This is a genomic window from Paenibacillus sp. H1-7 (assembly GCF_022354825.1).
Lineage (GTDB): Bacteria > Bacillota > Bacilli > Paenibacillales > NBRC-103111 > Paenibacillus_S.
This window is the reverse complement of sequence record NZ_CP031168.1, coordinates 1,172,302-1,197,589: the sequence shown is the minus strand read 5'-3', so window position 1 is coordinate 1,197,589 and position 25,288 is coordinate 1,172,302. Positions and strand designations below refer to the sequence as shown.

23 protein-coding genes are annotated in these 25,288 nt (G+C 52.6%); 9 read left to right on the top strand and 14 right to left on the bottom strand.

Features of this window, described 5'->3' with window-relative positions; translation table 11 throughout:
- Positions 1–61 precede the first annotated feature (61 nt).
- Together DVH26_RS05470 and DVH26_RS05465 are read right to left on the bottom strand one after the other, a co-directional pair.
- Complete coding sequence (locus tag DVH26_RS05470; RefSeq protein WP_239631972.1) at positions 62–454, bottom strand: winged helix-turn-helix transcriptional regulator; 393 nt, start codon at positions 452–454, stop codon at positions 62–64.
- A gap of 129 nt (positions 455–583) precedes the next feature.
- Positions 584–1,294 (bottom strand): Crp/Fnr family transcriptional regulator, encoded by a 711-nt coding sequence (locus tag DVH26_RS05465; RefSeq protein ID WP_239631970.1) that lies wholly within the window; start codon positions 1,292–1,294, stop codon positions 584–586.
- Between the two features lie 113 nt (positions 1,295–1,407).
- Between DVH26_RS05465 and DVH26_RS05460 the strand changes: the two genes are divergently transcribed.
- The gene (locus DVH26_RS05460) at positions 1,408–1,755 is read left to right on the top strand and encodes a DoxX family protein (protein WP_239631968.1); all 348 of its coding nucleotides are present in this window, start codon (positions 1,408–1,410) and stop codon (positions 1,753–1,755) included.
- A gap of 108 nt (positions 1,756–1,863) precedes the next feature.
- A complete protein-coding gene (locus DVH26_RS05455) occupies positions 1,864–3,018 on the top strand; it encodes a HEAT repeat domain-containing protein (RefSeq protein ID WP_239631966.1) in 1,155 nt (384 codons plus the stop codon).
- Positions 3,019–3,096: 78 nt separating this feature from the next.
- Here the strand turns inward: DVH26_RS05455 and DVH26_RS05450 are convergent, their stop codons facing one another.
- The 3 genes from DVH26_RS05450 to DVH26_RS05440 form a co-directional block, all read right to left on the bottom strand.
- Positions 3,097–5,361, bottom strand: a complete 2,265-nt coding sequence (locus DVH26_RS05450; RefSeq protein WP_239631964.1) for an RCC1 domain-containing protein — start codon at positions 5,359–5,361, stop codon at positions 3,097–3,099.
- Between the two features lie 278 nt (positions 5,362–5,639).
- Complete coding sequence (locus DVH26_RS05445) at positions 5,640–5,981, bottom strand: DUF1904 family protein (protein ID WP_239631962.1); 342 nt, start codon at positions 5,979–5,981, stop codon at positions 5,640–5,642.
- 165 nt (positions 5,982–6,146) lie between these two features.
- On the bottom strand, positions 6,147–6,878 hold the full coding sequence (locus DVH26_RS05440) for a glycerophosphodiester phosphodiesterase (protein ID WP_239631959.1): 732 nt from the start codon (positions 6,876–6,878) through the stop codon (positions 6,147–6,149).
- 53 nt (positions 6,879–6,931) lie between these two features.
- On the opposite strand from DVH26_RS05440, the gene DVH26_RS05435 reads away from it, so the two are divergent.
- On the top strand, positions 6,932–7,093 hold the full coding sequence (locus DVH26_RS05435; RefSeq protein ID WP_239631957.1) for a hypothetical protein: 162 nt from the start codon (positions 6,932–6,934) through the stop codon (positions 7,091–7,093).
- Between the two features lie 111 nt (positions 7,094–7,204).
- On the opposite strand, the gene DVH26_RS05430 is transcribed toward DVH26_RS05435, so the two are convergent.
- Genes DVH26_RS05430 through DVH26_RS05420 form a run of 3 tightly spaced genes read right to left on the bottom strand, consistent with a single transcriptional unit; the run spans position 7,205 to position 11,140 of the window.
- Positions 7,205–8,158, bottom strand: a complete 954-nt coding sequence (locus DVH26_RS05430; protein WP_239631955.1) for a polyprenyl synthetase family protein — start codon at positions 8,156–8,158, stop codon at positions 7,205–7,207.
- A 1-nt stretch (position 8,159) separates the two neighbouring features.
- The gene (locus DVH26_RS05425; RefSeq protein ID WP_239631953.1) at positions 8,160–8,810 is read right to left on the bottom strand and encodes a response regulator transcription factor; all 651 of its coding nucleotides are present in this window, start codon (positions 8,808–8,810) and stop codon (positions 8,160–8,162) included.
- On the bottom strand, positions 8,807–11,140 hold the full coding sequence (locus DVH26_RS05420; protein WP_239631951.1) for an ATP-binding protein: 2,334 nt from the start codon (positions 11,138–11,140) through the stop codon (positions 8,807–8,809). The genes DVH26_RS05425 and DVH26_RS05420 overlap by 4 nt, the downstream gene beginning before the upstream one ends.
- An 85-nt stretch (positions 11,141–11,225) precedes the next feature.
- Between DVH26_RS05420 and DVH26_RS05415 the strand changes: the two genes are divergently transcribed.
- From DVH26_RS05415 to DVH26_RS05405, 3 genes are all read left to right on the top strand, one after another.
- Positions 11,226–11,438 (top strand): hypothetical protein, encoded by a 213-nt coding sequence (locus DVH26_RS05415; protein WP_239631949.1) that lies wholly within the window; start codon positions 11,226–11,228, stop codon positions 11,436–11,438.
- 206 nt (positions 11,439–11,644) lie between these two features.
- A complete protein-coding gene (locus DVH26_RS05410) occupies positions 11,645–11,929 on the top strand; it encodes a hypothetical protein (protein WP_239631947.1) in 285 nt (94 codons plus the stop codon).
- Entirely contained in the window at positions 11,899–12,087 is a 189-nt protein-coding gene (locus DVH26_RS05405; RefSeq protein ID WP_239631946.1) for a sporulation histidine kinase inhibitor Sda, read from the top strand. Before DVH26_RS05410 ends, DVH26_RS05405 begins: the two co-directional genes overlap by 31 nt.
- Positions 12,088–12,320: 233 nt before the next feature.
- Here the strand turns inward: DVH26_RS05405 and DVH26_RS05400 are convergent, their stop codons facing one another.
- Positions 12,321–12,890, bottom strand: coding sequence for a pyridoxamine 5'-phosphate oxidase family protein (locus DVH26_RS05400; RefSeq protein ID WP_239631944.1), 570 nt, complete (start codon positions 12,888–12,890; stop codon positions 12,321–12,323).
- A 344-nt stretch (positions 12,891–13,234) separates the two neighbouring features.
- Between DVH26_RS05400 and DVH26_RS05395 the strand changes: the two genes are divergently transcribed.
- Complete coding sequence (locus DVH26_RS05395) at positions 13,235–14,767, top strand: MDR family MFS transporter (RefSeq protein ID WP_239631942.1); 1,533 nt, start codon at positions 13,235–13,237, stop codon at positions 14,765–14,767.
- A 2-nt stretch (positions 14,768–14,769) separates the two neighbouring features.
- Here DVH26_RS05395 and ybaK read toward each other — a convergent pair whose 3' ends face one another.
- The 5 genes from ybaK to DVH26_RS05370 all read right to left on the bottom strand — a co-directional run bounded on the left by ybaK (position 14,770) and on the right by DVH26_RS05370 (position 22,736).
- On the bottom strand, positions 14,770–15,243 hold the full coding sequence (gene ybaK, locus DVH26_RS05390) for a Cys-tRNA(Pro) deacylase (RefSeq protein ID WP_239631940.1): 474 nt from the start codon (positions 15,241–15,243) through the stop codon (positions 14,770–14,772).
- A 122-nt stretch (positions 15,244–15,365) separates the two neighbouring features.
- A complete protein-coding gene (locus DVH26_RS05385; protein ID WP_239631938.1) occupies positions 15,366–16,598 on the bottom strand; it encodes an aminopeptidase in 1,233 nt (410 codons plus the stop codon).
- A gap of 116 nt (positions 16,599–16,714) precedes the next feature.
- Positions 16,715–18,583: a cyclic nucleotide-binding domain-containing protein gene (locus DVH26_RS05380; RefSeq protein WP_239631936.1), complete on the bottom strand. Its 1,869-nt coding sequence runs from the start codon at positions 18,581–18,583 to the stop codon at positions 16,715–16,717.
- A 532-nt stretch (positions 18,584–19,115) separates the two neighbouring features.
- Complete coding sequence (locus tag DVH26_RS05375; RefSeq protein ID WP_239631934.1) at positions 19,116–21,680, bottom strand: glycosyl hydrolase family 28-related protein; 2,565 nt, start codon at positions 21,678–21,680, stop codon at positions 19,116–19,118.
- Positions 21,681–21,947: 267 nt separating this feature from the next.
- On the bottom strand, positions 21,948–22,736 hold the full coding sequence (locus DVH26_RS05370; RefSeq protein ID WP_239631932.1) for a nucleotidyltransferase domain-containing protein: 789 nt from the start codon (positions 22,734–22,736) through the stop codon (positions 21,948–21,950).
- Between the two features lie 297 nt (positions 22,737–23,033).
- Here DVH26_RS05370 and DVH26_RS05365 point away from each other — a divergent pair, with 297 nt between their 5' ends.
- Both DVH26_RS05365 and DVH26_RS05360 read left to right on the top strand, forming a co-directional pair.
- Positions 23,034–24,356, top strand: coding sequence for a helix-turn-helix transcriptional regulator (locus DVH26_RS05365; protein ID WP_239631930.1), 1,323 nt, complete (start codon positions 23,034–23,036; stop codon positions 24,354–24,356).
- Entirely contained in the window at positions 24,331–25,125 is a 795-nt protein-coding gene (locus DVH26_RS05360) for a WYL domain-containing protein (RefSeq protein ID WP_239631928.1), read from the top strand. Before DVH26_RS05365 ends, DVH26_RS05360 begins: the two co-directional genes overlap by 26 nt.
- Positions 25,126–25,288: the final 163 nt, after the last annotated feature.

Below are 25,288 nucleotides of genomic sequence, written 5' to 3'. Positions count from 1 at the left end.
CCTCCTGTGGTCGTCTTATAGATGCTTGGTTTATGGATGTTTGGTCTATGGATGCTTGGTCTTATGGATTTTTGACGCCTCCGGATGATTGGCGATCCGATAAGCCCTGATGCTTCCCCTGCTGCAAAAACTCCATATGCTGAAATCCCCAGCTGCACATATCGGCCAATACCGAAGCAAGCGACTGCCCGTGATCGGACACCGAGTACTCCACCTTCGGCGGTATTTCGTGATATACCCTCCGGTTAATAAGCCCGTCGCGTTCCAGCTCGCGCAGCTGGTTGGTCAGCATGCCTTGCGTAATCCCCGGCAGCAGCCGTCTCAGCTCCCCGAATCGTCTCGTCCCGTCATGCAGCAAAATAAACAAAATCAGCGGCTTCCATTTGCCGCCGATCGTATCCAGCGTCGCCATAATCCCTTGAGTATTCACGTCCCTCAGATGCTCCCTGCTCATCGCCGTGCCTCCCGCCTCCGCTTCCTTGCTTTCTATAGTCAGTTTACCGGAGTATAAGGAAAATGAATAGTACTATCCTGAACCGTACATAGTACGATAAAACGTACCGGGCTTGCACTCGGCCTCTGATTATTTACAGCACTGCAGCGCCGCCGAAAGACGCTCGCCATGAATCCGCAGCGGTTTACGCTGCCCTGCCTTCTTGACGATCCCTTCGGAAGCGAGTCCGTTCAACAAGTCCGCTACCGTTTCGCGTATGCTGCCCGTCATCGTAGCCAATTCCTGCTGCGTCAGGATGACGTTCAGCTCAACCCAGCCATGCTCCTCTTCCCCTGTGCCCGGCTCGGAACCGAACTTATCCGACAGCTTTTGCAGCAAAAATAACAATCGCCTCTTTACGCTGCCGTAAGCCATTTGCTCCAGAAGCTCCTCCACTTCCTTCAACCGGGAGGATACGATTTCTATGAATGTCAGCGCAAGCTGCGGCCTCTCTGTGATTAATTGCTCAAACTGCCCCTTGCCGATCGTACAGATGACGGAATCCTCCGCCGTCTCTGCGTAGAATCCCCCGGAGCCCGTAGTAAAGGATCCGATTTCGCCGAATAAATGCCCGGCGCCTAACAAATCGACCGTAAGCTCCTTCCCGCTTTCCGTTACCCTGTACAATCGCACCGTTCCTGATTTGATAAGAAACAAAAGCTTATTCTCCTCATGCGGCGCCGCTATTAATGTCCCCTTGGGAATCCTCTGCATGGGAGTCACCGGCTCCAGCCTGCTCAGCTCCTCCCTATCCAAATGGCGGAACAGATGAATTCTCGATAAATATTTCAGCTTGTCCAACCCGGCACCTCCTCTATATTTCAATGACTGTAGTCCAGACTACATACGGTACTCATCGTAATCATTATACTGTTCTCCATAGAAAGAGATAGGGTCTGATCTCAAAAAGGAGTGTGGAAAGCTTGTCCATTGTAATCGTTAAAATGATACTGATCTGTATGTTTACGTTCTCTGCGGCGATCAAGTGGCTGCGAACCGGTTCGATGGTGCAGCATTGGCGCCAATACCGCTATCCGATGTGGTTTATGAGCGTTATCGCTTCGCTGGAGCTGGCCGGGGCGGCGGCCATCGTCGCCTCATGGCTGATCCCGCAGCTGGCGTTCTATGCGGCACTTCTGCTCGCTGCACTCATGCTGGGAGCGCTTCATGCTCATCTCGTCCGTGCCAAGCATCGTCCGGTTATGGTGATCAATGCGCTCTTCATGCTCGCGTTATCAGTGACGCTCATGGTAATAAAATAACGCTTTTTTCCCAGTCCTCATAAACATGTACAAAAAAAATTTTAATCCAACGGGCATATAAGGTATACTGCTACTATAGCCAATTAAGTCATGGGGGTAGAATGGAAAATGAGTCAACAAGATTTGGGCATGCTCGGCCGCCAATACTTGCAGGCAGAGTCCTATGGAGCCGCTGCTTTTTGCTTTTACCGTGTCGTTCTGGTGGATCGCTCCAACGGCAATGCGTGGAACGGCCTTATCCTGTCTTTGAGCCTCATGCGCAAGGAGCATGACGCCCAAACGTTGCTAGCCCGTTATGCGCAGTATTACGAAATATTGGAGTTCGACCGTGACTTGATAACGTTTGCCATGATGCTGTGGCAGCAAAATCCAGGCGCATTGGGCGAATGGGTTCGATGTGTCTCCCAAATGAAAGGGGTCAGCGAATCCGATCAGGAGCTGTTCGCTCAAATGGTAGAGGAATTGTCCAAAGCGCACGAGGATCTTGTGGAGCGTCACGGACAGGAAGCGCTTCAGGCGCAGGGCCTGCTGAGCTTAGAGGGTTATGCGGAGCGCCGCGTGGAGCTCGATTGGCTCGTAGAAGAATCGATCGACACGATCTACGAGCATATCAAGCAATGGCTGGAGGACCCGGAAGCGGTGCTGTCCGGCGTTCGTCTGCTCGCACTGATGCCGGATCCGCGAAGCGAGAAGCTGCTTCGCAGAGTATGCCGCAACGAGGAAGTGGACGGCAAGGTGCGTACTCACGCATTGCTGGCGCTTCGCTGGTTGGGCGTCCGCGGCAACGCGCGCATTCACAAGTTTGACGAATCGTTCGTCATTAACTTGGATAACCCGGAGCCGGAGCTGACGGTATCGGTACCCGCTTCGTTCAAACCGGCGCTGGACCGGGCCAGAATGTGGCTCGCCAAGGAGCAAGGCGTCATAACCGAGTTCGAGTATGAGAGCCATGCTTCGACCGACGAGAAGGAAATCCCGGATACGCTAGCCGCCAAGCTCGAGAAAGCGGAATTCCCGAGCCTTCTACAGGAAGTGGCTCACGCTTTGATCCGCGCAGCTTACGATAAGTACTATCCGCTGGTTCCGACTATTAAAGAGTCGCGCCAATGGGCCGCCGCGATCCTAATGCTTATTAAGGAATATGTAGTGAGCACCGGCGATACGTGGCCATATGGCGAACCGGAGCAGGACGAGACGGCTGTCCGTCACCGCAACTGGCTTCTGAGCGGTAATCCGAACTATGTAGATTCGCTGAAAATTTAATGGACTTGGAAAAAAGGGACAGCCGACATTGGCTGTCCCTTTGCTTGTTGAGAAACCCTACGATATCGAAAATGGTTTTTATTGTGAAGATAAGACGGCCTCGCCGGGCGATAGCTCAGGTCCTGCGTACATTGCATCCCCAAGCCAATACAAGGTTCCGTCCTTCATCGCGAACAGGTGCTGATAATACGTTCTTCCCTCAATAGGATAATGATAGGAAGAGGAGGACGCACGAAGCCGGCTGCCAGGCGGCAGATGAGTATTCACATTCCGGTTAAACCCCTGCTCCACTATGCGGCCCTCCCTATCGATCTCGGCTCCTCCGGCCAATGTCACTGCCGTGCGCCCTGTCTTCCTCAGCTCAACGGATACGGTGCTATGACTCGAATCCGGGGTATACTTCATCTTGAGTTCAAGCTCATATACCTGATTCTTCTGATCCAGCAATTTGCCCATATATCCGATGCCATCCGAGTAGATTGGATGCATTGGCGACCATTGCTTGACATTCAGCTTCGTATCGACAGGCTTCATTATCAGTTCTCCTTCCTGTAATGAAGCCTTATAATAGAGCTCTCCCCGGTCCGTAAGAATGAACGGAAACGGATCGCCGAATACTTGCTTAACCTTCCCTTTCGGTTCTGGAACGAATGTAAGCTTGGTTGCTTTATCCACCTGCGATGTGTTTCCTTCGATATGATGCACGCTGCCGTCTGCCAGAGCCAGCAGCAATCCGTTGGCGGCTGCAGAGGCATCCATTATCGCTCCCGGTACCTTGAGCGTCTTGCAAGGCTTCGTTTCTTCCGGCTCCGTTACAATCAGCCTGCCGTCCGCTGTCAATACCGCAAAATGACCTAGCGCCGGGAACGCTTTGACCACATTGGGACCGTAGACTATCGGTCTTACCGTATCGTCGCCCTTCAGCTCCCATAAGCTGCCGCTCTGAACCGCCATGATTCGTCCATTCACTTGAAACAGGGCATCCGCTCCGCGCCATGTGCCTAGCGGCAGCAGATCGGCCGTATAGATCGGGCTGCGTCCAAGCTGTCCGTACATGTTCGAGCCGACAGTCAACACCCGTCCATCCTCGGTGAGCGCAAGGAGGTGGTCCGTTCCTGCCGCAATGGATCGAATTCCTTGAAGCCCCACCATTTGCCGGAGAGATTGCGGTGTAACCGGGTGTCCTTCGGATTTCACAAGAGCCGGGCTGTCCCCCCATGCCCATACGGTTCCGTCCTTTTTTAATCCAACAATGGTCCGCTGTGTAGCCGTAATCTGAACCATGCCCTCAGGTACGGGAAGAAGCTCGACGGCACCTTGATCGTTTATGCTGAACCAACGGTTATCAACCGATAGCACGAACGCAGGGTTTTCATACGATAGGGTCGTTTCCACTTGCTGCACCCGAACGCCGTCCGGCAGAGCGAGCGGTTCCGGCTCTTTGGGCGGACCCGAAGAAAATGGACCGCCCGCCTTCCTTAGCGTACCGTCTTTGGTGAGTGCCAGCGTGATAAACGGACTGGCCTCAATAACCTTCACCTCGCCGAATCCGTGTACCTGAAGCAGCGAAGGCTTGCTGTCCGGCCCTGTAGCAGCGTAGAGCTGTACGCTGCCGTCCCGGCTCAGGATGTATACCGATGTATTATCCACCTGTGCTAGAGCAATGGCTCCCGACAGCTCGGGGATTTTCCTGGGTCCTCCCTCGTGATTCAACGCAAAGACGTCGCCATTACGCGCCATAGCGAAACCGCCGTCCACTTGAACGATCGAATCGGGTAACCCTCCCAGCTTCTGCGGGAAGGCTGCGGGCCTCGTTCCTTTGCCGAACTCAAACACCCCCCAGCGGTACACACTTCCGTCCTCCGCGAGGGCATAGGATGTCCCAAATTCCATCCCGTAGCCGGCTCCGTCAAACAAATGACCAACCGATATTTGCCGGATGCCTTGTAACGGCTGACGCACCGGCTGTTCTGCCGGAGTATAGCCGGAAGTCGCGTTCATTCCGGGAAACCAGGACACATCAGGCGGGCAAGCGGCGTATTGAAACGAAGTCCCAGCGGGTTCGGATACAGGTGCAGGTATAGACTTAGGTTCTGAATTAGCTTCAAAATCGGGCTTAGACGGTTTCCCTGCTCCGTTTTCTATCGCCAAAGGATCGGAGCCTTGTACAGCCGGCTGCGTCACCGGTGCTGCCGTTGGTGCTGCATCGGTACCCTGCTTTGGATCAGCATCCCCCCACAGCAACCACAGAGTGACTGCCGCGATCACCATTACGGCTATAATCACAGACCAGGATGCTATATTTCGTGAACGGACGATGAAGTTCCAAGCATTCTTGAGCATGAGGATCGACCCTTTCGTGGAAATATCTGGTACCCTATTTAACGTCTGTTTGGGAGGAAATGTTTCGAGGTAAGCATAGCCGAATGCACCAAAATTGAAGAGCTTGTACTATTTCTTTCGGTGTACTGCTTTCGAGTGTACTGCTTTCGAGTGTACTGCTTTCGAGTGTACTGCTTTCGGTAGCAGACACTCCAGACGCACTTCTCAGTACAGCAAAAAAAGCCGCAAGCGCATCTCGCGCCTGCGGCCCTACTTTTATATACTACCAGAAGCATCAATCAATTCTCCGAATCGAAACAGCGTTCCCCGTTCACATAGTAGCTGTCTTCCCGATACGTAGTAAACGCTATTTCCATTTCCGGAATCCCCAGCGCTTTCACATGCTCGGCCAACGACTTAGCGAACCGGTCCCTGACTGCGAGTCCCCGTTCGAACCACTTTACTTCAATAAACGGATACGTCTCCACTACACTCCCGTTAAATACGGAAGTCGTGTTCAGACAATCGATAACGAAATTATCGGTTCCGCACTCGCAGATGGCGGCCAATTCCTCCACTAGGGACGAACTGATCTTGCCTATTTGCTCGGCTGCGATTCCTCGGACAATAAGCTGCGGCATACTAACGCTCTCCTTACCTATCGGACGGCGGGACAACTGTAAAGCCTCGCATCATAGCGAAGCGTGAAGAGGCCTCCCGTCAACTTTTTTTAGATGTAGTGTACCGCGTAACCCGCTTATTGGCAAATCATTCGCCTATGAATCGCCTGAGATCCTATCCGCTGCTTACCGGTTCAAAAGCTCCTTCAATCTGCCCGGATAATCCGTAATAATTCCGGATGCGCCGTAAGCAATTTGCTCCTCCAGATCTTGCACATCGTTAACCGTATACGGGTAAACCTGCAGACCGGCTTGAAGCGCATGCTCCACATCGTCTTGATCCATTTGCCGGAAATACGGATGAAGCGAGTAGACCTCCGCTCCGAAGTTTCTTGCATACACGTCCGCGCGATGCAGCCTCAGCTGATACAGCAGGCCGATCTTGATCCGCGGCTCCGCCACCTTCAACCGGTACAAGCATTTGTGGTCGAAGGAAGAGACGACTACCTGCTCGAACAGCTCCCGCTCCCGCAAAAAAGCGGTCAGCTGCTTCTCCATCTGCTCATCGTAAGAATGCTTGACTTCCACGTTGATCATGATCGATGAGGGAACGAGATCGAATACTTCGCCAAGCGTTGGCACCTTCTCGCCTTTATACGCGTCGGAATGCCATGAACCGGCATCCAGCGTTTGAATCTCCGCCAGCTCCTTGTCGAAGATGCGTCCCTTGCCGTTCGTCGTACGATCCAGCGTTTCGTCATGGCATACGATGATTTCGCCGTCTTTAGACAAGTGAACGTCAAGCTCGATAGCGTTGCAGCCTTGCTCCAGCCCAAGCTGGAAAGCGCCCAGCGTATTTTCCGGAGCCATTCCTTTGGCGCCGCGGTGAGCAATGATAAGAGGTTTTTGATTTGGCATAGTTCGTATTCCTTTCCCGTTGTCATTAACGAATGAATAATGAATAGTGAAGCATGAATGCACAGCAAATCCTCAAAAAAGCGGCTCTTCACAACGGTTACCTTGCAAGCTATACCCAGCATCCTCCAGGGGCGTCGCCTCATGAAACAAAACGGATGGAAACAACAGGAAATCCGGTTTCAGGCAACAAAAAAACACATAAACTGCTCACCTAAGGTAAGCAATTCATGTGTATTTCTCCTAAAGTCTCCTACACAAGATATGAACTTGTTCGTCACTATACTACTTCGAAGCCTATGAAAAGTCAATGGTTTTTTCCCGCTATCCTACACGGTTTGCACGATGCCGAACGAGGCGAATGCCGTCTCCTTGAACCGTTCCTTCCACGGCGCAACTCCGGGTATCGACTCATATAACTGCTCGAGTCTGTCATAGTAGAACGACTGAACGACCTTCGCGTATTCGATGCAGCCCGAGTCCCTGATAAAAGCCAAACAGCCGGCTTTATGCTGCAAAAACTGCTCTTCACCGATCGTCCCCCCGTAAAATTGCATCAGTGGGGCGAATTCCCGCTCACTGTACGATAATAAGTGCAGAATAGGCAGCGTCCGTTTTTTTTGCAAAATATCGTTCTGGTTATCAAACTGGATCAGATTGTTTACATCGTTCTCAATCTGAGCTACCACCCCCAAGCAGGAAGCCAGCTCATTCAACTGCTCCGCCGCTTGTTCGGCAGCATCACCGGCCAAGGAGTAACCGAGGTAACAGGCCAGCCGGATTAAGGAGCCTGACTTGTGCTGCACCATCGCGAAATAATCCGCTTCATCCTGGATACGAACGTCAGAGCTCAGATCGCACTGCTGTCCGTTGACGGCCAAGGCGATCAGCCGGTTCACTTCGATGATGCTCAATCGGGAACCTTGCCCCAGCTCCTGCTGCAGCAGGCCGATTTCTGCCGCAAACGCCGCCTGAAAACCAAGCACCGCATTCAACGTGAACGGCTCCGGGCATGTCATCCAAGCCTTGTGGAGCTTGTCGCGGTCCTGCAGATCGTCTACGATATCGAGCGTCAGCATGATCAGCTCCGCCAGAGCGGCTGCCCGTTCTATCTGCGGACAGTTTCCTCCGAGCATCCGGTGGCTCGTTTCCACCAGCCCGCCCCATTTGGTTCCGCTCTCCGCCCGGACGGCAACGAAGCTCTTCATCAGCTCGTTCAGCTCTTGGACATGAATGTAGCGGTCTATAATCCCGTTCATTTCGTCTTTCACGGTAGGCTTCAATTTACTCTCCCCTGTTCGCTTCGGTATAATATTTGCTTTGAACGAATTGCTCCAATGCTTGAACCTTCGTCTTAACGCCCATTTTGTCGTATATTTTCTTCAAATAATTGTCCACCGACCGTTTGCTCACATAGATTTCCTGAGCTATTTGCTCGTGTGTAGCCCCCTTGACGAGAAGGGACATAATGCGAACCTCATCGTTCGTCAGTACCGCCTCTTGCGCGGGCAGACCGGTGACAAGCCTCATTTTGCTGAAATACGACAGAGGCACCATGGTACAGCCGTTCATAATGCAGTGGACCATATTCAGGATGGCGCTTTCCCCGGATTCTTTGGAAATAATGCCGCTAACCCCTATCTCGAGCAAATGATTGTATATATCGGCCACGTCGACTCCAGTGAAAATAACAATGTGAATGTCCTTGTAAAGCTCCTTTAGCTGTTTAGCCACACTGCTTCCGAACTGATCCGGCAAATGATAATCCAGAAATACAAGCTCCGGCCGGTATTTGGCGACAAGCTCGAGACATGCGGCCCCGCTGCTGGCCGTCCCCATCACTCGTACTCCTTCCACCCGCTCGAGAATGGTTTTCGTTGCATTGGCCATAACCGGATGATCGTCTACAATGAACACCGTCAACGTGCTGCTCAAGCGAGAACCGCCCCCTTTATCGGTAATGAAATCCATATTTGAAGCCCTTTCCCCCGGCTTGTCCTAACATCCACTTGCCCGTCCATATACAATACACGGCTCTTCATCTGCTCCATCCCAATTCCTGATGTGCCGATCTCGAGTTCCGCATCTCTCGCCTTGTGCAAGTTAAAGCCTACGCCGTCATCCTCGTAGAACAGCAGCAGCATATCGTCCTCGATGGTAATCTTCATGCTTACTTTGGTCGCCTGCGAATGCTTTTTCGCATTGTTCAACAGCTCCTGAATAATGCGGAAGAAGTGCCGCTTTCGGTCCAAGTCCCACGCCTCCGCCTCTTCGGCGCCAATAGCGTGAAATTCAAGCTGAAACGGGCAAAAGGCAGCCTCCTGCTCGAACACCTTCTGTATCGTTCGAAGCAGCCCTATCTCGTACAGCAAATGCGGGTGAAGCTCGAAGCAGCTTTGGCGCAAATTCGTATTGATAATCTCTACATAATCGATAATATTGCTCATGGTTTCTTGGTCCTCTTCGGAAAAATTCGTCGTATCCATCAAGGAGCTGAACCGTTTCTTCAAGAAAAACAAATCCTGCAGCGTCGTATCGTGAATATCGGTTGCAATGCGCTTGCGCTCCGCCTCCTGCAGCTCGAACATCAGCTTGCGAAACCAGATAAAATCCTGGGAAGCCTGCTCGTTAGGCAGCCGGGCTGCCAAGCTCTGAAGCCTCAAGTGAAGCTTACCGATCAAATGCATATTCTCCAGGCTGACAGCGAGATATGAAATAATCAGGTTTAACCATTGCACTTCCTCCATCCCGAGGAACGTGTTCGTCTTTTTTCGGGTCAGAATCAAATAGCTCGCATATTCTTCATGTCGGATAATGTCCAAGCGGGTCAGCACGGATTCGGTTTCAGATTCGGCTGCTTCTGCAGCCAGTGACTCCGCTTCCTCCAGCGATATATCTCCTGCCAGGACGGTCTCCATTCTGTCGTTGTACTGGAACACGATGGCTGCGCCGAATACCTCCAGCGTGTTCACGATATCTACGAGAACGATCTCCTTCAGCTCCCGGAAGCTGGAGATCGATTGCAAATCGACGGCAATTTTCTTTAAAGCGTTCTGTAAATGGTATTTGCGCGGAAACATGATGGGCTGCAGCTTGGTTGCGAAATATTCGAGTGAGTAAATGACGAAGGATAGCAGAATCAAGGTGAACATGAAACTGAACAGCAAATGGCTCGCTGATGCGGTTTCGCTGAAAATCATAGCGATGATCCCCGTAAGTAATGCACTGGGAACAGCAGCGATTACGGTCGTAAATACGACTCGGCGCACAACGAGATCAATGTCGTACAGCTGCTTGGACATGATCAGATAGGCGAAGGAAATTGGAAACACCAGCACGAACCAGGACGTATATAAGGGTATGACGACAGGCTCTGACTGCAGCAGTTTCGGAACGAACGACAAGAAGATAAAAGGCACAAAGGAGACGGCCAGCGCCCACCATACCGTTTTGATAATGGTTGTCAAATACGAGGCTTGCTTACGGAACTTGAAAAAAACATAAGCCAAAAAGCTAAAATTAAGCAGCATGCCGAATAAAAAAAACGGTATGATAAACTGGCTGCTCAGCTGATAAAAATAACCCGTCAAATCAGGTACAAGATAGCACAATGCGGGGCAAACCAGCACCCCTACGATAAAATACAGATAGCGCAAATAGTTCGAGGGAAATTGAATTTGTCCCTTTTCCTTCATGAAGACGACCAAAAAGTGAAGGAAGACGATCGGCAGCAGCAGCATGAGTGAATATATTAAAAACTTCCCCAGCGTATCGCCTCTTACTGAAGCTCCGAAGCTGGCAAAAATGACTCCGATGTTAACAAAAACCAGAGATAAGTAACGGGCCGATGAAGAATTCCCCGCTTTCCGGTACAATACTATGGCGAGGGACAAGCAAAGAGCTTCGCCGATAACCGGGTAAAAATCCGTGCCGACATATACCTTTCTGTGACCGGCATCTACGGGCAGCAGCTGTCCGTTTCGCTCCACAACCAAGCTCTCGGCTTGCTCCACTGCCTTCCATTTTCGTATCGTCCCGTGTTCTGCGGCCGGCCTTCCGTCTACCTCGATCAGTCTATCTCCGACCTGCAGATTCATCAGCAAGCTGGTGCTCCCCTGCTCCAGCTTCCCGATAATCCACTCCCCGCGACTATTTTCCGTCACTAAAACGCCAAGATACGGATGGCTAAACGTCACATAGGTCAGCCAAATTTGAACCACCACTAACAAGGAAATGGATAATCGAAAAAAAACTTGCTTTTTCATCAAAATCCCCCTTGTTTTTCCAAAAAAAGTGATATAATAAATATGTAATAAATGTAAAAATATTGTAGAAGGTGAGGTAGTTCTCATGGTATCTGTAACTTACTCTCAAGGATTACAGGACGCGGTGCGCAGATTGAAACAAATGGATTCTCAAGAAGTAGCAAGTCTGTTTCAAAACACGGATTGGGCTCAAGCCTGGTCTTTAACGGCTCAGGAAGGACAAGCCGTGATGAAGATGCTTTCCCGGACAACAAGCGATTACATAAAGAAAGCTAACGTTTTGGATAACTGGTATTAATTCTAGTTATTTCATTATTTTACCAAATGATAGAGAGATTGTATATTATGGACCTGTCCGAATATGCAATCTCTTTTCATTTTTTGTCAAATGATAAGGCGGAAAATGCAAATATGTATGTACGCGTGTGCAATTTTTTTGCACTCAAACGCTGTACAATCTATTATATAATAAAATAACAATAATCTGGTAATTGTGGGGAATATATGAATACCTGCAAATCTCTCTTCCATAATGAAGATCCCGGTGATGAAGCGTACTTAACTCTCGCCATTCAAACCGTTCTCTATAATCATAGAGAGCATCTTCTGCAATTGCCGGACTCGCTCTCATGCGAGCCTTATTTGCAGGAGCTGTCGGCGGAAATCGTACGCAGAGCCCATAAGTTCAAACAGGTCGCCGAAGCGGCCGCAAGACGAATCGATATGAGGGTCTACGATGTAAAAGGAGCGCAGATGGAATGTATAACTCGCTTGGAGACAAAGAATTAATCTACTGTTATGCGGAAGCGGTGCGAATGGAGCTGGATCCGGATTTTATCCGCCTTCTGATCACTGAAATAGAAAAACGGCAGCTGCACGGTGTGGTCGGTGCAGACAAGCTCTGCCAGCCTTCCCGGGTACAAGTGCCTAATTATTGGATGGAATAACCTCTCCCCCTGTTACAACACCCACGGTAAATACGAAATTAAATGTCGAACCATATTTAAATCAATCGATCCGTTCTACCTCCAGCAGCTTTCACAGTTATTCACCAATAGGATGAGGCATAGCGTAATATCAGGCCTTTGCGTGCCTGCCGCAGCCGCCCGGCCGAAGAGGCGATGAAGCCCGCTGCTTCGAGGACCGGGCTATTTATTTGTTCACCGCTGTACCCGCACGGTTACTGATCCGCTGAAGCGAAGCTGCGTCCGATAGGTGTCATTCTACCGTCCATGCTAACTGTATTTTTCTCTTGACGGTAGGCTTGCAATCCCTGCTCTCCTTTGTGAGCGGCCCATTTTTGCAGCGTTTCTCTTTCGCCCGAATAATCGAAGAAGGGAACGCTGTAGCCGCAGGAGGTCTTGACCGCATGAATGTTCGAATAAATAATTTGGCGCGCCCCCGCCAACAGGTCGAAATGCCCCGCCAGCTCATCCCATTCCGGCATCTCGGGTAAAATAACACGCCCGGTTCCGTATAGACGCAATATCATCGGCGGTCCTTCAAAGGCTATGAACATCAAGGTGAGCCTGCCGTTTTCCTCCACATGTGCACTTGTCTCGTTGCCGCTGCCGGTCAAATCCAAATAAGCGACCTCCGTCGGAGAAAAAATACGGAACACGTCGTGGCCCTTCGGCGAAAGATTGACATGCCCCTCCGCATCCAATGGTGCGGATCCAACAAAAAAGATACGCTGCTTGCGAATAAACTCCTCATGCTCAGGAAGCATAGACGGAAACTGCTTGCCCATCCGGAACACCCCATTTTCAATATTTTGGAATCACAATTTGAGTTACTCCTATTATGAGCTTGCCGCTCTGCGCTTGTAAAATACATTTTACGAATTATTCTATAGGATAAAGTTATAAGATGACGCAAAAAAGGCAGTGGAGACCTGGCGGGTTCTCTGCTGCCTTAGCTTTTTATCGCATTTGGAAAATAAAGGTAAATTAAGATTAGGGGCGTACTCTATCTATATGATAGATCAATGGCAAGAAAAAGTCTATTCTTTTTTGCCTTTTTTCACTATAGTTAGTTGTGCTGCTACCGCGGGGCAGCTTCCACATCATAACCAATATGCGAGGAGTGTGAAGCATGCCTTATTCTTTATTTAAACAACGCATTATAGTTACCGGCCTCATCCTGGGATTACTATTGGCATCGATCGAACAGACCGTAGTCACAACCGCTATGCCCACCATCGTCAAGGAGCTCGGCGGCTTATCCGTATACAGCTGGGTTTTCTCCATCTATATGCTGACTTCCACAGCAAGCATGCCTTTGTACGGCAAGCTGGCGGATGTATATGGCCGTAAAACGATGTATATCATCGGGATGCTGCTATTTCTTGCAGGCTCGGTATTGTGCGGGCTCAGCACCGGCATGACCGGCTTGATCGTAAGCAGAGGCATTCAAGGCATCGGCGCCGGCGCTCTGATGCCGATTGCTTTTACCATTATGGCGGATCTCTTCCCTCCGGAACAAAGGGGCAAATTTATGGGGTCGTTCAGCGCCGTCTTTACGCTGGCCAGCTTGCTTGGGCCGACCGTCGGCGGAATTCTGGTACAATATACGCATTGGAGCTCCGTATTTTACTTAAACCTGCCTATCGGCATTCCTGCACTTCTGTTGATTGCATTCTCTTTGAAAGAACGGACCGGCAGCGAACAACGCCATGTGGACTGGTTTGGCGCAATAACTTTTACAAGCGCTATTGTCGCCGTCCTTCTAGCCCTGGTCCTTGGCGGAGAACCGCATGCAGGCGCAGCGGGCAGCGGCTGGTTGTCCGCACCGGTCATCGGGCTGCTGTCAGCCGGGGTCTTGCTGCTCTGCCTATTCCTATGGATGGAAACGAAAGTCAAGGAGCCGCTGATCCCGCTTGCCTTATTTCGCCATCGTCTGATTGCGTCCAGCAGCATCACAGGCTTCCTAATAAGCGCCGCTATGTTCGGCGCAATCGCCTATATTCCACTCTATGTACAAGGCGTAATCGGTGTCAGTCCTTCCGCTGCAGGCTATACGTTAACGCCTCTCATGCTCGCATCTGCAATAACCTCTACATTATGCGGCAGGCTTATGAGCAAGCTCTCCTACCGTTCTATCCTCATTCCGAGCTTTCTCCTCATGGCGGCCGGATTCTGCTTGCTAAGCCGGATGACGATCGAGACCACGATGACGCAAATCGTCATCACTCTGATCCTTACCGGCCTGGGCATGGGGGCCGTGTTCCCGGTACTCGGTACGGCGGCTCAAAGCGCCGTCGAATGGAATATGCGAGGAGTCGCGACCTCGATGAGTCAATTTTGCCGCTCGATCGGAGGAACGATCGGCGTAAGTGTCCTTGGCGCCTTGCTGGCGGCGCGTACGGCTTCGGGACTGCTGCAAGGAGGCCGGTCGATTCCGGCCGATCAAGTGCAGCAGTACGCGAATCCCCAGTTGCTGCTCGACGCCGGAGCCAGGGCTGCCCTGCCGCAGCCCATACTGGAGAGCCTGCAGCTCGTGTTCAGCGACGCGCTGCAAGCCGTGTTCGCAGCCGGCGCCGTCTGCGTTGTTCTTGCCCTCGCCGCCAGCCTGTGGATGGGCAATCATCGGCTGGTGCAGCCTTCTTCCGATAAGAAGTCTGCGTAGACTCACATCGTAATATCCGAAACGATGCCTTCGCAGGCGCTGACCAAATCCGTGCCTTTCAGGAAAATTTGCAGACCGCGCTTGCCGGCGCTAATGCTAACCGTATCGATTGGCAGAACCGCCCGCTCTATATAGAGCGGGTACTTCTTCTTGCAGCCGAGTGGCGACACACCTCCGCGAATATAGCCGGTCAATGTGACGATGTCCTTGACCGGCACCATCTCCGCCTTCTTGTTGCCGCTTGCGGCGGCAAGCTTCTTCAGATCAAGCTCCTTATCTCCGGGAATGCACGCCATAACGATACCGGTTTTGTCTCCCCGCAGCACGAGCGTCTTGAACAGCTGCTCACAAGGAAGACCCACCTTGTCCGCTACGGTATGGGCGTCCAAATGATCCTCGTCCCACTCGTATTCGTGCAATGTATACGGAATGTTCAGCTTATCGAGGATGCGGCTTGCATTGGTTTTGGCTGCCATGGCAATCACCTCTTTTCACGAAATAACAAATACATCCGATGAACTCGGAATCTTATCCATTGTAAAACCGCGAAAGCCCTTGCCGATCAAGGCTTTCGCGGTTTGGTTGTACACTTGCCCGATTACAATGCCCAGTTGCCGTTGCGGAACACAGGCTCCATCGTTCCGTCCTCCAGCTCTCCGTCGATACTCAGCTCGGACGAGCCGATCATAAAATCCACGTGCGTCAAGCTCACGTTAGCTCCGCGCTGCAGCAGCTCGTCGCGGGACATTTTCGTCCCGTTCTCCAAGGTGAAAGGATACGCGCTGCCGACGGCAAAGTGACAGGAGGCATTTTCGTCCACTCCGGTATTGTAGAAAATCCGGTTTAAATCCGAAATCGGCGAATGATGCGGCACCAGAGCGACTTCTCCAAGATAACGCGCTCCCTCATCCGTGTCCAGCAAATCCTTCAAATATTCCAAGCCGACCTCTGCGGTGTAATCGACCACCTTCCCGTTCTCGAAGCGGAAGGAGAACCGGTCGACGAGCCGTCCGTTCAAATTCAGCGGCTTGGTGCTCGTCACCGTACCATTCACTCCATGTCGGTGCGGCATCGTGAATACTTCTTCGGTCGGCATGTTGGCTACGAACGAAACGCCCTGATCGTTAAAGCTGGCCCCGCCGTACCATACATGGCCTTCCGGCAGCTCCACGGATAAATCCGTTCCCGGCGCTTTGTAATGAAGCCGCTTGTACTTTTTGTTGTTAAGCCGTTCTCTCATGCTTTTCAGCTTGGCGATATGGTCCTGCCATGCCGCTACCGGATCTTCCGTATCCACTCTATTAATTTGGAACAGCGTGTCCCACATCGCTGGCACCTGCTCTTCTTCCGGCAAGTCGGCGAACACCCTCGACGCCCAAGCTTTCGTAGGCGCCTTGACGAGACACCAGCTGAACGACTTGTTGCGCACGTAGCCCTGAAACTTTTGTCTTGCTACCGAAGCGGCACGCGTTGCCGTGGTGACCTTATGCGAATCGATGCCGTCATACAGATCCGGGTTCGGCACTTTAATGTTGAGCAGGGCGCCTCCGCCCTCGGCCAGCTGCTCCATCATTTTGGCTGTCCATTCCGGGTAAAATCCGAACGATTCATCAGGCGCATACTCGAACCGCGTACGAGTTACCGCTTCATCGTCCCAGGAGACTTGAACATATTTGGCTCCCGCCTCGTAAGCTTTTTGTACCACTTTACGGGTAAAAGGCGCTACCTCAATCGGAGACTCGACAAACAGCACCTGCCCCGGCTGAATGTTAACGCCCACCTTAATGACGAGCTCGGCATATTTTTCCAGGTTTTTCTCGAAGGATTCCATCTATTTGTACCCCTTTGCCTAATTTTGTCCACCGGTCAATTATTGAGCTTTTGCAGGAAAACATCAAGTCTCATTTTATCACTTTGGACCGTCATCTCAAAGCAGGGCATGTCTCGTCAGCCGGACTGCCGTCCGAGCTTTAACGCTTGTCCGCACCGGGCGCAATAACGGGCATCCGGCGGAGACTGGGTCCGGCATGCAGAGCAGATCAGAGGCGAGCGCGCTTTAGCCTCCAACTGTTCGCCAAGCCCGGGAGCTTCATCAGCCGCTTCGCGCTGCAGCAGTGGATTAAGTGCCGTCACCGCCATATCCTCATCCCGCGCTCCCTTGCGGATTAGCAAGTACAGGATGAGCAAGCCCCCTGCTCCGACCGTAACCATAGACAACACACGCCAAACACCTACTATAAAATGGTAGTCCCACAGCATGTGAAGCAGCACCGCCGATAAAGGAAGAGCCAGCGCCAGCAGCCATGCCCGGCTTCCTCTCACCAGCGCCGCCGATCGCCGGTTATATCCATACCATATGCCGGCAGCGGCGATCGCCGTCCATGTACCGTGTCCTAACGGGGATAGCAAAGTTCGCACCCACAGTACCGCCAGCATGTCTCCCGTCGCTCCTTGCCCCCCGTACGACCACCCGTACACTATGCTCTCGATAGCCGCAAAGCCCATGCCGGCTGCAGCTCCGAACACAACGGCGTCCATCAGGAACCTCATCCGGCCGCCTCTCAGCAGTACGGCACACACGATCAGCTTGGCCGCCTCCTCGATAAGGGCCACCGATAGGGGAACGGTCCACTCTGAAAAGCCGGCGCTATCCGTTCGGGCGAACAGCCAATGCCGTTCCGCCATCCAAGCGAGCGGAACCGCTACGGCCGCCGATGAAAGAAAGACCGATGCCAGCCGGGCCGGCGAAAAGCCGAGCAGCTGCGAGCTCCTTACATAGGCAACAAAAGTGACGGGACCGACCATGCCGCCAACCAGCAAAGCCGCTATGCGCCACAGCGGATGCTGTGTCCAAACGGCCAGTACCGTACAGCCGACAAAAGCCCCGCCCAGCACGAATAACAGGTCGATCCATCTCGCCGGGCGACGGCTTACTTTGCCCCCCGTATCGGATGGCACCCGGCGGGAAGGAACAGCCGCTTCTTGTCCGTCCTTTTCCAGAGAACCGTAAGATGCGTCCATGGACAAATCCGGCCTCCGGATACGCAGCACCTCTGCGAACTGCCTTCTCACCGGGGGATAATAGCTCAATATCGCTTGAAACTCGGCCCGCCCCATAACGAGCAGCTCACTGTCTCCCAGGGCAACGGCTGACACCGTCTGGGGCTGCAGGGTCAGCATAGCGATCTCGCCGAAATAATCTCCGGTTCCGAGAACCGTTCGCCGCTCCGAGGCGGATCGCAGCTCGAACCTGCCGCTGCTGATCATATAAAATGTGTCTGCGGGGTCCCCCTCGCGCAGGACCGTCTCCCCCCGCTTGACGCGCCTTCTTACGGTAATTTCGGCCAGCCCGCGCAGCTCCGAATCGGGTATGGCCGACCAGATGGACGCTTTGCTCAGCATCCCGTGCTTCATCCGAAGCTCCGCCGCGTAGGTCATGCTCTCGTGGAAATGCGGACTCGCTTCCGCCAATTTCTCGAATGCGGCCCGGTCCAGACATAATGCGGTCACATCGTTCAGCGCTCTAATGCCGGCCGTTCTCTTCTCATTGCGGATCAGAGCGATTTCCCCGATCAAAGCGCCGTAACCGAGCTCCGCAAGAACGACCTGCTTCCCGATCAGACTGCGGGTATGGACTTGAACCGTCCCTTCGAGGACGAAGTAGCAGTGATGCCCTTCCTTCCCTTCGTGCATCAGCCACTCGCCTTCCGTGAATCGAACCGTTTGCATCGTGGAAGCGGCTTTGGCGAGCTCCATCTCCGGCACACCGTGGAGTAGTGTATGATTCTTAAGAAATTCAACGATATCGAAAGACATGCCTCTCTCCAGCCTCTCTCTTTTGGACCAGCCTCTAAAATAAAAGAAACCTGCCGAGTGACAGGTTCCCGTACTTACTCCATTATCGCATATTTCCGAAATTTTTGGGGGAGCATCGGCCAAAAAAAGGAGAAACGCCCCGTTTGCACGAGGCGTTTCCTTAGCAATGATTAGCAGCCGTGCTTGTGCATTTTTCTGTGTTTCTTTTTCAGAACCACGACTTTTTTGGCGATAATGATGACTTTGACTTTCTTCCCATGACGTTTTTTATGATGATGACGACAGGACATGAGATTCACCTCCTTGGCGAGAAGCTACTTTCAGTATATGAAGCTATGCTGAATACGTATGGACTACTTTTCTAGGGAAATAGCTTGATTTGATGCAGCTTCGAGCGTTTTTTGGGAAAGCGTTTTCAGATCTTCTTATTCAGCAATGATGTTTACTGTCATAAAAGATGATCATGGAAAAAAACCGTCTGCCTGCGGCAAACGGTTCAATAAGGTGCAAGTAGGGCTATGACCGGCTCGGCTTATTCGTGCAGCGCCGGATATTCTGCTTCCGTCAACTCTGTGGTACCGTTCGTATCCTCCAACGGCCGGCTGTTGGCGATTTGAATGCCTGCGGATCGGATCGTCTTTACCAGAGCATGGTGGTGTGCGCTAAACTTCGGCAGGCTGAGACGGTCGATGTCCGCATCGATAACGTCATCCAAGACGACGGCGTATCTTCCGTCATCGTGCCCTTCTTCATAAGCAGCCGCCATATTCCGGATCGTCAGGTGTTTGATATGGCGGGCATATAAGCCGTAAGCCGGGCGCTGGCCTGGTGCCGCCACATTGTAATTTCCTGCCGCAGACGGATAGCGGGTCGGCATTTCCAGCACCACTGCATCCTTCACAGGATCGCTCGGCTCCTGCCCCCTGCTGACTTGAGCGGGGGTGCGGGTCGGGTGAGCCGCCTTGGTCACCAGGCTAATGTTCTCCAATGCGATGTGCTCCGCATAATGCGTGACGCCTGTGTCTTCATTGAAGTATCCGCAGATGGTCGGAGCCCACGTTTCGCCGCTCTTGATGCCTCTTGCCTCGGTAATCCGGATATTTTTCAGCGTCACGCGGTTGATGCCTCCGACAAGCGCAGCCTCAGGCCCGCCAGGCCGACGTCCCCGGTTGCTGATCGTCATGGTAATCGGCGTTTTGGTGCCGGTCATCTCATTGCTTCCGTCCAGCAGCAAGTTCGATACTACGGTTCCGTCATTCGTGGAGATGGAGAAACCGGACTTTTCCGCTTGGTGTACAGTAATATTGGACACGTGAATATTGGAAATGTCGCCGACCGTCTCCGAGCCGATCTGGAACAGGTTACACCAAGTCCAGGCTTCAATCCGGTCCACCCGGTAATGTCCCGAGTGCCTTACGAAGCCAAGCGCATAATCGCTGCCCAGCTTGACGATATCGTCTGCGGCAAATTCGGCATAAATGTTGGTGATCGAGACGTAGCTGTCGGACATCAGATCAAAAATATCGCGGTTCGAATATTTACCGCCGACATATCCAAGCAGTCTGCCGTCCTCGTATTGCTTCTCGGTATCCTCGTCCGCTACATAAACGTCGTGGATATCGATATAATCCACACCGCCGGACAGCAGCTGGAAGTGTCCCACCCGCTGGATAATCAGCTTATCGGTTTTGTCGCTGAGCTCGTACGTGCCTTCCGGGGCGCCATATCCGCCGAACTCGTAGTTGGTGCACAGTGTAATGGAAACCTGTTTGTCAGCAAGCCCCGAGCCGCTGGCCGGGTCGCCGGTACGCATGCCCGTACCTCCGTGGATCGTTCCGGTTCCGATAATTTTAATGTTATCGAGCCGCAAGCCGTAAAACATGGCGCTGTGATGGAAGCTGTGCCCCCCGTCCTGATATTGGTTCAGACGGACTCCCCTGTCGTCTATGGCGCCGCTCAATCCCCACAGCACCGATCCCGGGGCAAGGTACAAGTAAACATGGCTCCTCAGATGAATCGTCCCCTGACCGAAGATGCCCGGAGGAACATAGACGGTGCCGCCTCCCGATGCCGCCGCAGCATCCATTGCCGCCTGGATCGCTTCCGTATTGTCGACGGCGTCTTCGGCCCGCTCTGCCGCAATCGCGCCATAATTGACGATGTTGAATGTGCCTGTGAAATAGGCTGCCGTATTCGATAAGCCTGCGTGGTCTCCGCCGGTTACACGCAGCCGGAACATATAATGCCGGTTCAGCCCCAAATTCGATACATCGGCAATAGTCAGCTGCGTTCCGGGCGGATATTCAGGAATTTCGTGCAAGCCGACGACAATCCGGTCCAGCTCGACGACCTCTCTCGGCGATCTTCTGTCCACCAGCTGGCCGCTGATACTTTGAATCTTGTCCACGTCATCGGCAGTAACGATTCTCTGCTGCGTAGTAAAAGAGGCTTCTTTCCAACTAGCTCCGCGGTCGTCGGACAGCTCGACGCTCACTTGTGCCGCCCCTTGCGGCGTTATCCACGATAGCTGCGTACGGGTATAATCCGGTTCGGAATACCGCTCTACCGGAATGACCCTTTTCAAATCGGACACGGTGCTTACACTTGTCAATATCGCTTGTTCCGTACCGGTTCCTTGGCTGAAGCCCTTCCCTTGCACGGCACTTGCAGCCGCAAAAGTATACCCCGACCCGCAAACCGGCGGAATGACCTTCGCATTAAGATACAGAAGAACGTCGATGCCATTGTTCGGCTGCAGCTCAAGCTCTCGGAGAGTAACCGTTGTGCCGTCGGCGCTAATTTCATCTGGGGCCAGCTTTCTTTTATCCATGCCAATGACGGACACTTCATCCTCGATTGACGCCGGAATGCTCTCAGGGAGTGTGAACACAACGTCCCACTTCGGATAGACGGGATGAAGCTCGGCTTCCGTAGTCAGCTCTGCCTTGCCGTTCACATTATATCTCAGCTCAATATGGCGGATGGTGCCCGCCGTCATTTCCTTATGCTTTAAATTCAGCACGCCTGCGCAGGCTGTGTCCTTGCTCCCTGCAGCGGATGATCCGCTTCCCGGGCCGGTATGTCGATGCGATTCCATATGTCAAAGCAGCCTCCATTATCAATAGATTGATGCCTCCAAGCCAGTGCTTATTCAAGCGCATGTCTATCCATTATGGAGTCTTACTCCCCTTACGTATATGACCGAAATTCAGATGTTTTTGCGCAAAATTCATACACGGTCTGTTGTCGCTAATGCCGTCTAGCAAACGAAATGCTGCTCCCGTCTAACGGCTCATCAGCTGCTGCAGCACAGGCCGACAACGAAGAAAGGGCCGCCGAAGCAGCCCCCGCTCTATTTTCTCTATTATCCCCAAACCTCCTGCAATGCGGCCCGAAACAGCTCATCGAGCTGCGTATCGCGTTGGTACGATAGATCTTCGGCTTCCCGGGCAGCCTGTTCAAAATGGCTGATTCGCTCTTCCAAATAGTCATTGATGCACTGTATCCTAGGCTCGTCGTCCAGCTCTTCCCCTGATTTTTTGCGCGCGAGCAGGTTGTTGACGGCGCTTCTCAGCTCGCTCTCTTCCGGAATCAAACGTTCAACCAGCCGATCGAACTCCATCGGAGCCATCTCATGGTACCGTTCAATCCATTCGCAAGCCAGAATCGGACGCAAGACGTAAAAATACTTTTTGAGCCTCACCCTGTCCCCCTGCAAGTAATCGCGGTAATTTCTTTTGGCCATATGAAGATAATGGTACATGCACGATTTGGGTGAAAAGGTTAACGGCGACAAGCTGCGGATCCGTTCGGTCACCGTGTACGTTTCTTCATACAAAATCGGCGATTGCAGCCATTCGAGCAGCGGCGGGTTCGACTTGCGGAACAAATTCAGCGCTTTTTTCAAATCCCAGCCGTTAATATCGAGCATGCTGTTGATAGGACGTTCGATCACATCCCTTTTGTCGAATATCGATACGTACCAGTCGACTGGCCGGATGTATAAGAAGCGGACGTCGTAATCGCTGTCCTGAGATGGGAACCCCCACGCCCTGCTTCCGGATTCGCATGCATACAGGATGCGGACCTGCTCCTCCTGTTCTATTCTTCTAAGCTCTTGCATGATAAGCTGCCGATAATGGGGATCGATCATGGTGTGCCCCTCCTGTTCTTCAATATTAGTATACCCCAGTCTTGTTAAGGCAGGCTGCCTTTCAGAGGGAAGCTTCCTTTTTTTGTGCCGGTTCTTTAACCTCTTATGTGATGCTCCTTAAGCAGTATCATCGCTTATTCCCGCTTCTTCGTACAGGGCGAATGTATTACAATGCGCATCCGCCTGTTCCTCAACACTGCACACTCCGGACAGGCTGGGACAAAATTTCCATTTTCACCCTGTCACCTCCCTGCTACAATAAGAGCAGCAGCTTGATTATGGAAACGGAGGATGGGGATGGCCAAAGAAAGCTTCGATAAGGAAATACAATTTCTGCGCATGCTTGTCCTGACTAGCGGAGCCTACAGCCGCCAGCAGTTTGCCGAGCGCCTCGGCATTTCCGTACATACCTACGACAAGACGATCCGGCGCTTGAAGGACATCCTCCAGGCCGTGTACCAGCAGCTCCCTCAGGAGCAGGGCAAGGAATTCGCGGAGACGCTCCGTTTCAACTATTATGAATCGGCAGATCCGATGCTCTTGTTTCTGTACCGCGCCAAGTCGCTTAAAGACTCCGAAACGTACAGGCTGACGCTGCTTCTTGCCGCCATGCAGGAGGCGCGTACGGCGATGGAGCTGCTCGACGCATGCTGCGGGCAAATGCCGGCCGACCTTCCGCTGCCGGATGAGAAGACGATCCGAAGCGACCTGAAATATCTCGAAGAGGTCGGGGTCATACGCCGTGAGCCGGGAGGACGGCCGTACCGGTACCGGATCCATAACGATTTGACGAACGAGCTGACCTACGAGGAGCTGGTCGATCTGTACGACTTCGTAGATGTCATGTCCAACACGCAAGTGCCTTCCGTCCAAGGTTATTTGCTGCGGGATACCATTAAAAAAGCAGTAAAGCAGGCGGAGAACGAAACGGCTTTTGTCGAGCCTTTCCTATATAAGTACCATTATCATTCGCGCATTTTGGACGAGGCTCATCTGAATACGCTGCTCCATGCGATCCGCCAACGCCGTTTGGTCCGCTTCCTGTATTTCTCCCCCAAGTCGCGAAAAAGCTACGGTTCGCAAAACACGAACCCGTTGTTCGAGCGGGAAACCGAGGGCAAGCAGGAGCTCGTGCTGCCGATCAAGGTCGTGTATGACCATCAGTACGGCCGGTGGTATTTGCTTGGCACCAACGCCCGCCACGGCGTCAAAAAGTACCGGATGGAGGGCCTCACCCAAATCGAGGAGGGCGAGGCGGTATCCGAGGACTTGTTCAATGCCAAGCGGCAGCAGCTGGAGGACCAAATCCGGCACAGCTGGCTGATCGATACCGGACGCAGCGTAACCGTCCGCGCCAGATTTTACAACCCGGAGGGCGTACAGCCGAATTTCGTCAGGGAACGGGTGCTGAGCCAGGGGCAATGGGGACGCATTGCAGTGGAGGAGGAAGACTCGTTCGTCTATGAAATTACGGTAAACGGAACGACCGAGATCAAGCCTTGGCTGCGCAGCTTCGGCTCGAGCTGCGAGGTGCTGGAGCCCGCTGCTCTGCGCCGGGAACTGATGGAGGAATGGAAGGAGATTCAGGATTATTATGAATCTGTTCGAGAAGATTTTTAATTACCAGGTCATCTCCCGACTGGATGACTCCGGAACGATCACCGTAACGTCCCACGAGAGAGCTTGGCTCAAGACGATGCTGGAGCATCCGGCCGCAGCGGAGGCTTTCACGGAGGATACGAAGCTGAAGCTGGCGCAGCTGCTCGGGGAGCAGGCTCCGATGGATTTGTCCCAAGGGTTCATCGAGAAGGCCAAGAACGAGGAAAAGCAGGTGTACCACCCGCTGCTCCGTACGCTGCGCCGCCTTATTATGAAGCGGAGCGCCTTGCGGATGACGTATCGCATCAAGGACGGCAAGCTGTTCACCAACCAGCCTGGCTTTCCCTATAAGCTGGAGTATTCGATGGTCAAGAAGGAATGGTATTTGCTGTGGCACCATTTGGGGCAGCGCGCTTTTATGTCCACACGGCTTCAAAACATTGAATCGGTAACGGAGCTGCCTTTTCGGGAAGCGGATGCCGCGAAGCTAATAGCCCAAATCGCCGCTATTCTGGAATCGCGCAAAGAAACAGCCGCCATCGAGGTCATTCCCGCTTACAATAGGGAGCTGTCGAGAATCTTGTACGCCTTCTCCTGCTTTGAGAAGGAGGTAGCCTATTCGGCGGACTCCGACGTCTATACCATCACGTTGTCGTTTCGAAGCGATGAAAGCGAGTATGTGCTGTCCAAGCTCCGCTTCCTCGGCAAACGGGTCCGTGTCGTCGCAAGCGACAAGCTGCGCCGCCGAATGCTCGAATCGGCAGCCAAAGCACTCGCGAGGTACTCATGAAGGCCGAGAAACCGACATACATTGTATCGATTGTGTGACGCTGCTCGATGCTTGCTGTTCGGGCGGCGCGGTCGGCTGAGACATCAGGTGTTGACAGTGTAGCAGTGGCAGTGTTGGTAGTGTTGGTTGACGGTACCAAGGAGCCGTCGCATAATAGGAAAAG

Coding starts and splice junctions, on each gene's coding strand:
- DVH26_RS05385 (WP_239631938.1), bottom strand. CDS start 16,598: ATGGAATCCTTCGAGAAAAACCTGGAAAAATATGCCGAGCTCGTCATT.
- DVH26_RS05400 (WP_239631944.1), bottom strand. CDS start 12,890: ATGGGCAAGCAGTTTCCGTCTATGCTTCCTGAGCATGAGGAGTTTATT.
- DVH26_RS05375 (WP_239631934.1), bottom strand. CDS start 21,680: ATGGAATCGCATCGACATACCGGCCCGGGAAGCGGATCATCCGCTGCA.
- DVH26_RS05360 (WP_239631928.1), top strand. CDS start 24,331: ATGAATCTGTTCGAGAAGATTTTTAATTACCAGGTCATCTCCCGACTG.
- DVH26_RS05405 (WP_239631946.1), top strand. CDS start 11,899: ATGTATAACTCGCTTGGAGACAAAGAATTAATCTACTGTTATGCGGAA.
- DVH26_RS05450 (WP_239631964.1), bottom strand. CDS start 5,361: ATGCTCAAGAATGCTTGGAACTTCATCGTCCGTTCACGAAATATAGCA.
- DVH26_RS05380 (WP_239631936.1), bottom strand. CDS start 18,583: ATGTCTTTCGATATCGTTGAATTTCTTAAGAATCATACACTACTCCAC.
- DVH26_RS05445 (WP_239631962.1), bottom strand. CDS start 5,981: ATGCCGCAGCTTATTGTCCGAGGAATCGCAGCCGAGCAAATAGGCAAG.
- DVH26_RS05435 (WP_239631957.1), top strand. CDS start 6,932: ATGAATGCACAGCAAATCCTCAAAAAAGCGGCTCTTCACAACGGTTAC.
- DVH26_RS05410 (WP_239631947.1), top strand. CDS start 11,645: ATGAATACCTGCAAATCTCTCTTCCATAATGAAGATCCCGGTGATGAA.
- DVH26_RS05415 (WP_239631949.1), top strand. CDS start 11,226: ATGGTATCTGTAACTTACTCTCAAGGATTACAGGACGCGGTGCGCAGA.
- DVH26_RS05440 (WP_239631959.1), bottom strand. CDS start 6,878: ATGCCAAATCAAAAACCTCTTATCATTGCTCACCGCGGCGCCAAAGGA.
- DVH26_RS05455 (WP_239631966.1), top strand. CDS start 1,864: ATGAGTCAACAAGATTTGGGCATGCTCGGCCGCCAATACTTGCAGGCA.
- DVH26_RS05420 (WP_239631951.1), bottom strand. CDS start 11,140: ATGAAAAAGCAAGTTTTTTTTCGATTATCCATTTCCTTGTTAGTGGTG.
- DVH26_RS05370 (WP_239631932.1), bottom strand. CDS start 22,736: ATGATCGATCCCCATTATCGGCAGCTTATCATGCAAGAGCTTAGAAGA.
- DVH26_RS05470 (WP_239631972.1), bottom strand. CDS start 454: ATGAGCAGGGAGCATCTGAGGGACGTGAATACTCAAGGGATTATGGCG.
- DVH26_RS05395 (WP_239631942.1), top strand. CDS start 13,235: ATGCCTTATTCTTTATTTAAACAACGCATTATAGTTACCGGCCTCATC.
- DVH26_RS05365 (WP_239631930.1), top strand. CDS start 23,034: ATGGCCAAAGAAAGCTTCGATAAGGAAATACAATTTCTGCGCATGCTT.
- ybaK (WP_239631940.1), bottom strand. CDS start 15,243: ATGGCAGCCAAAACCAATGCAAGCCGCATCCTCGATAAGCTGAACATT.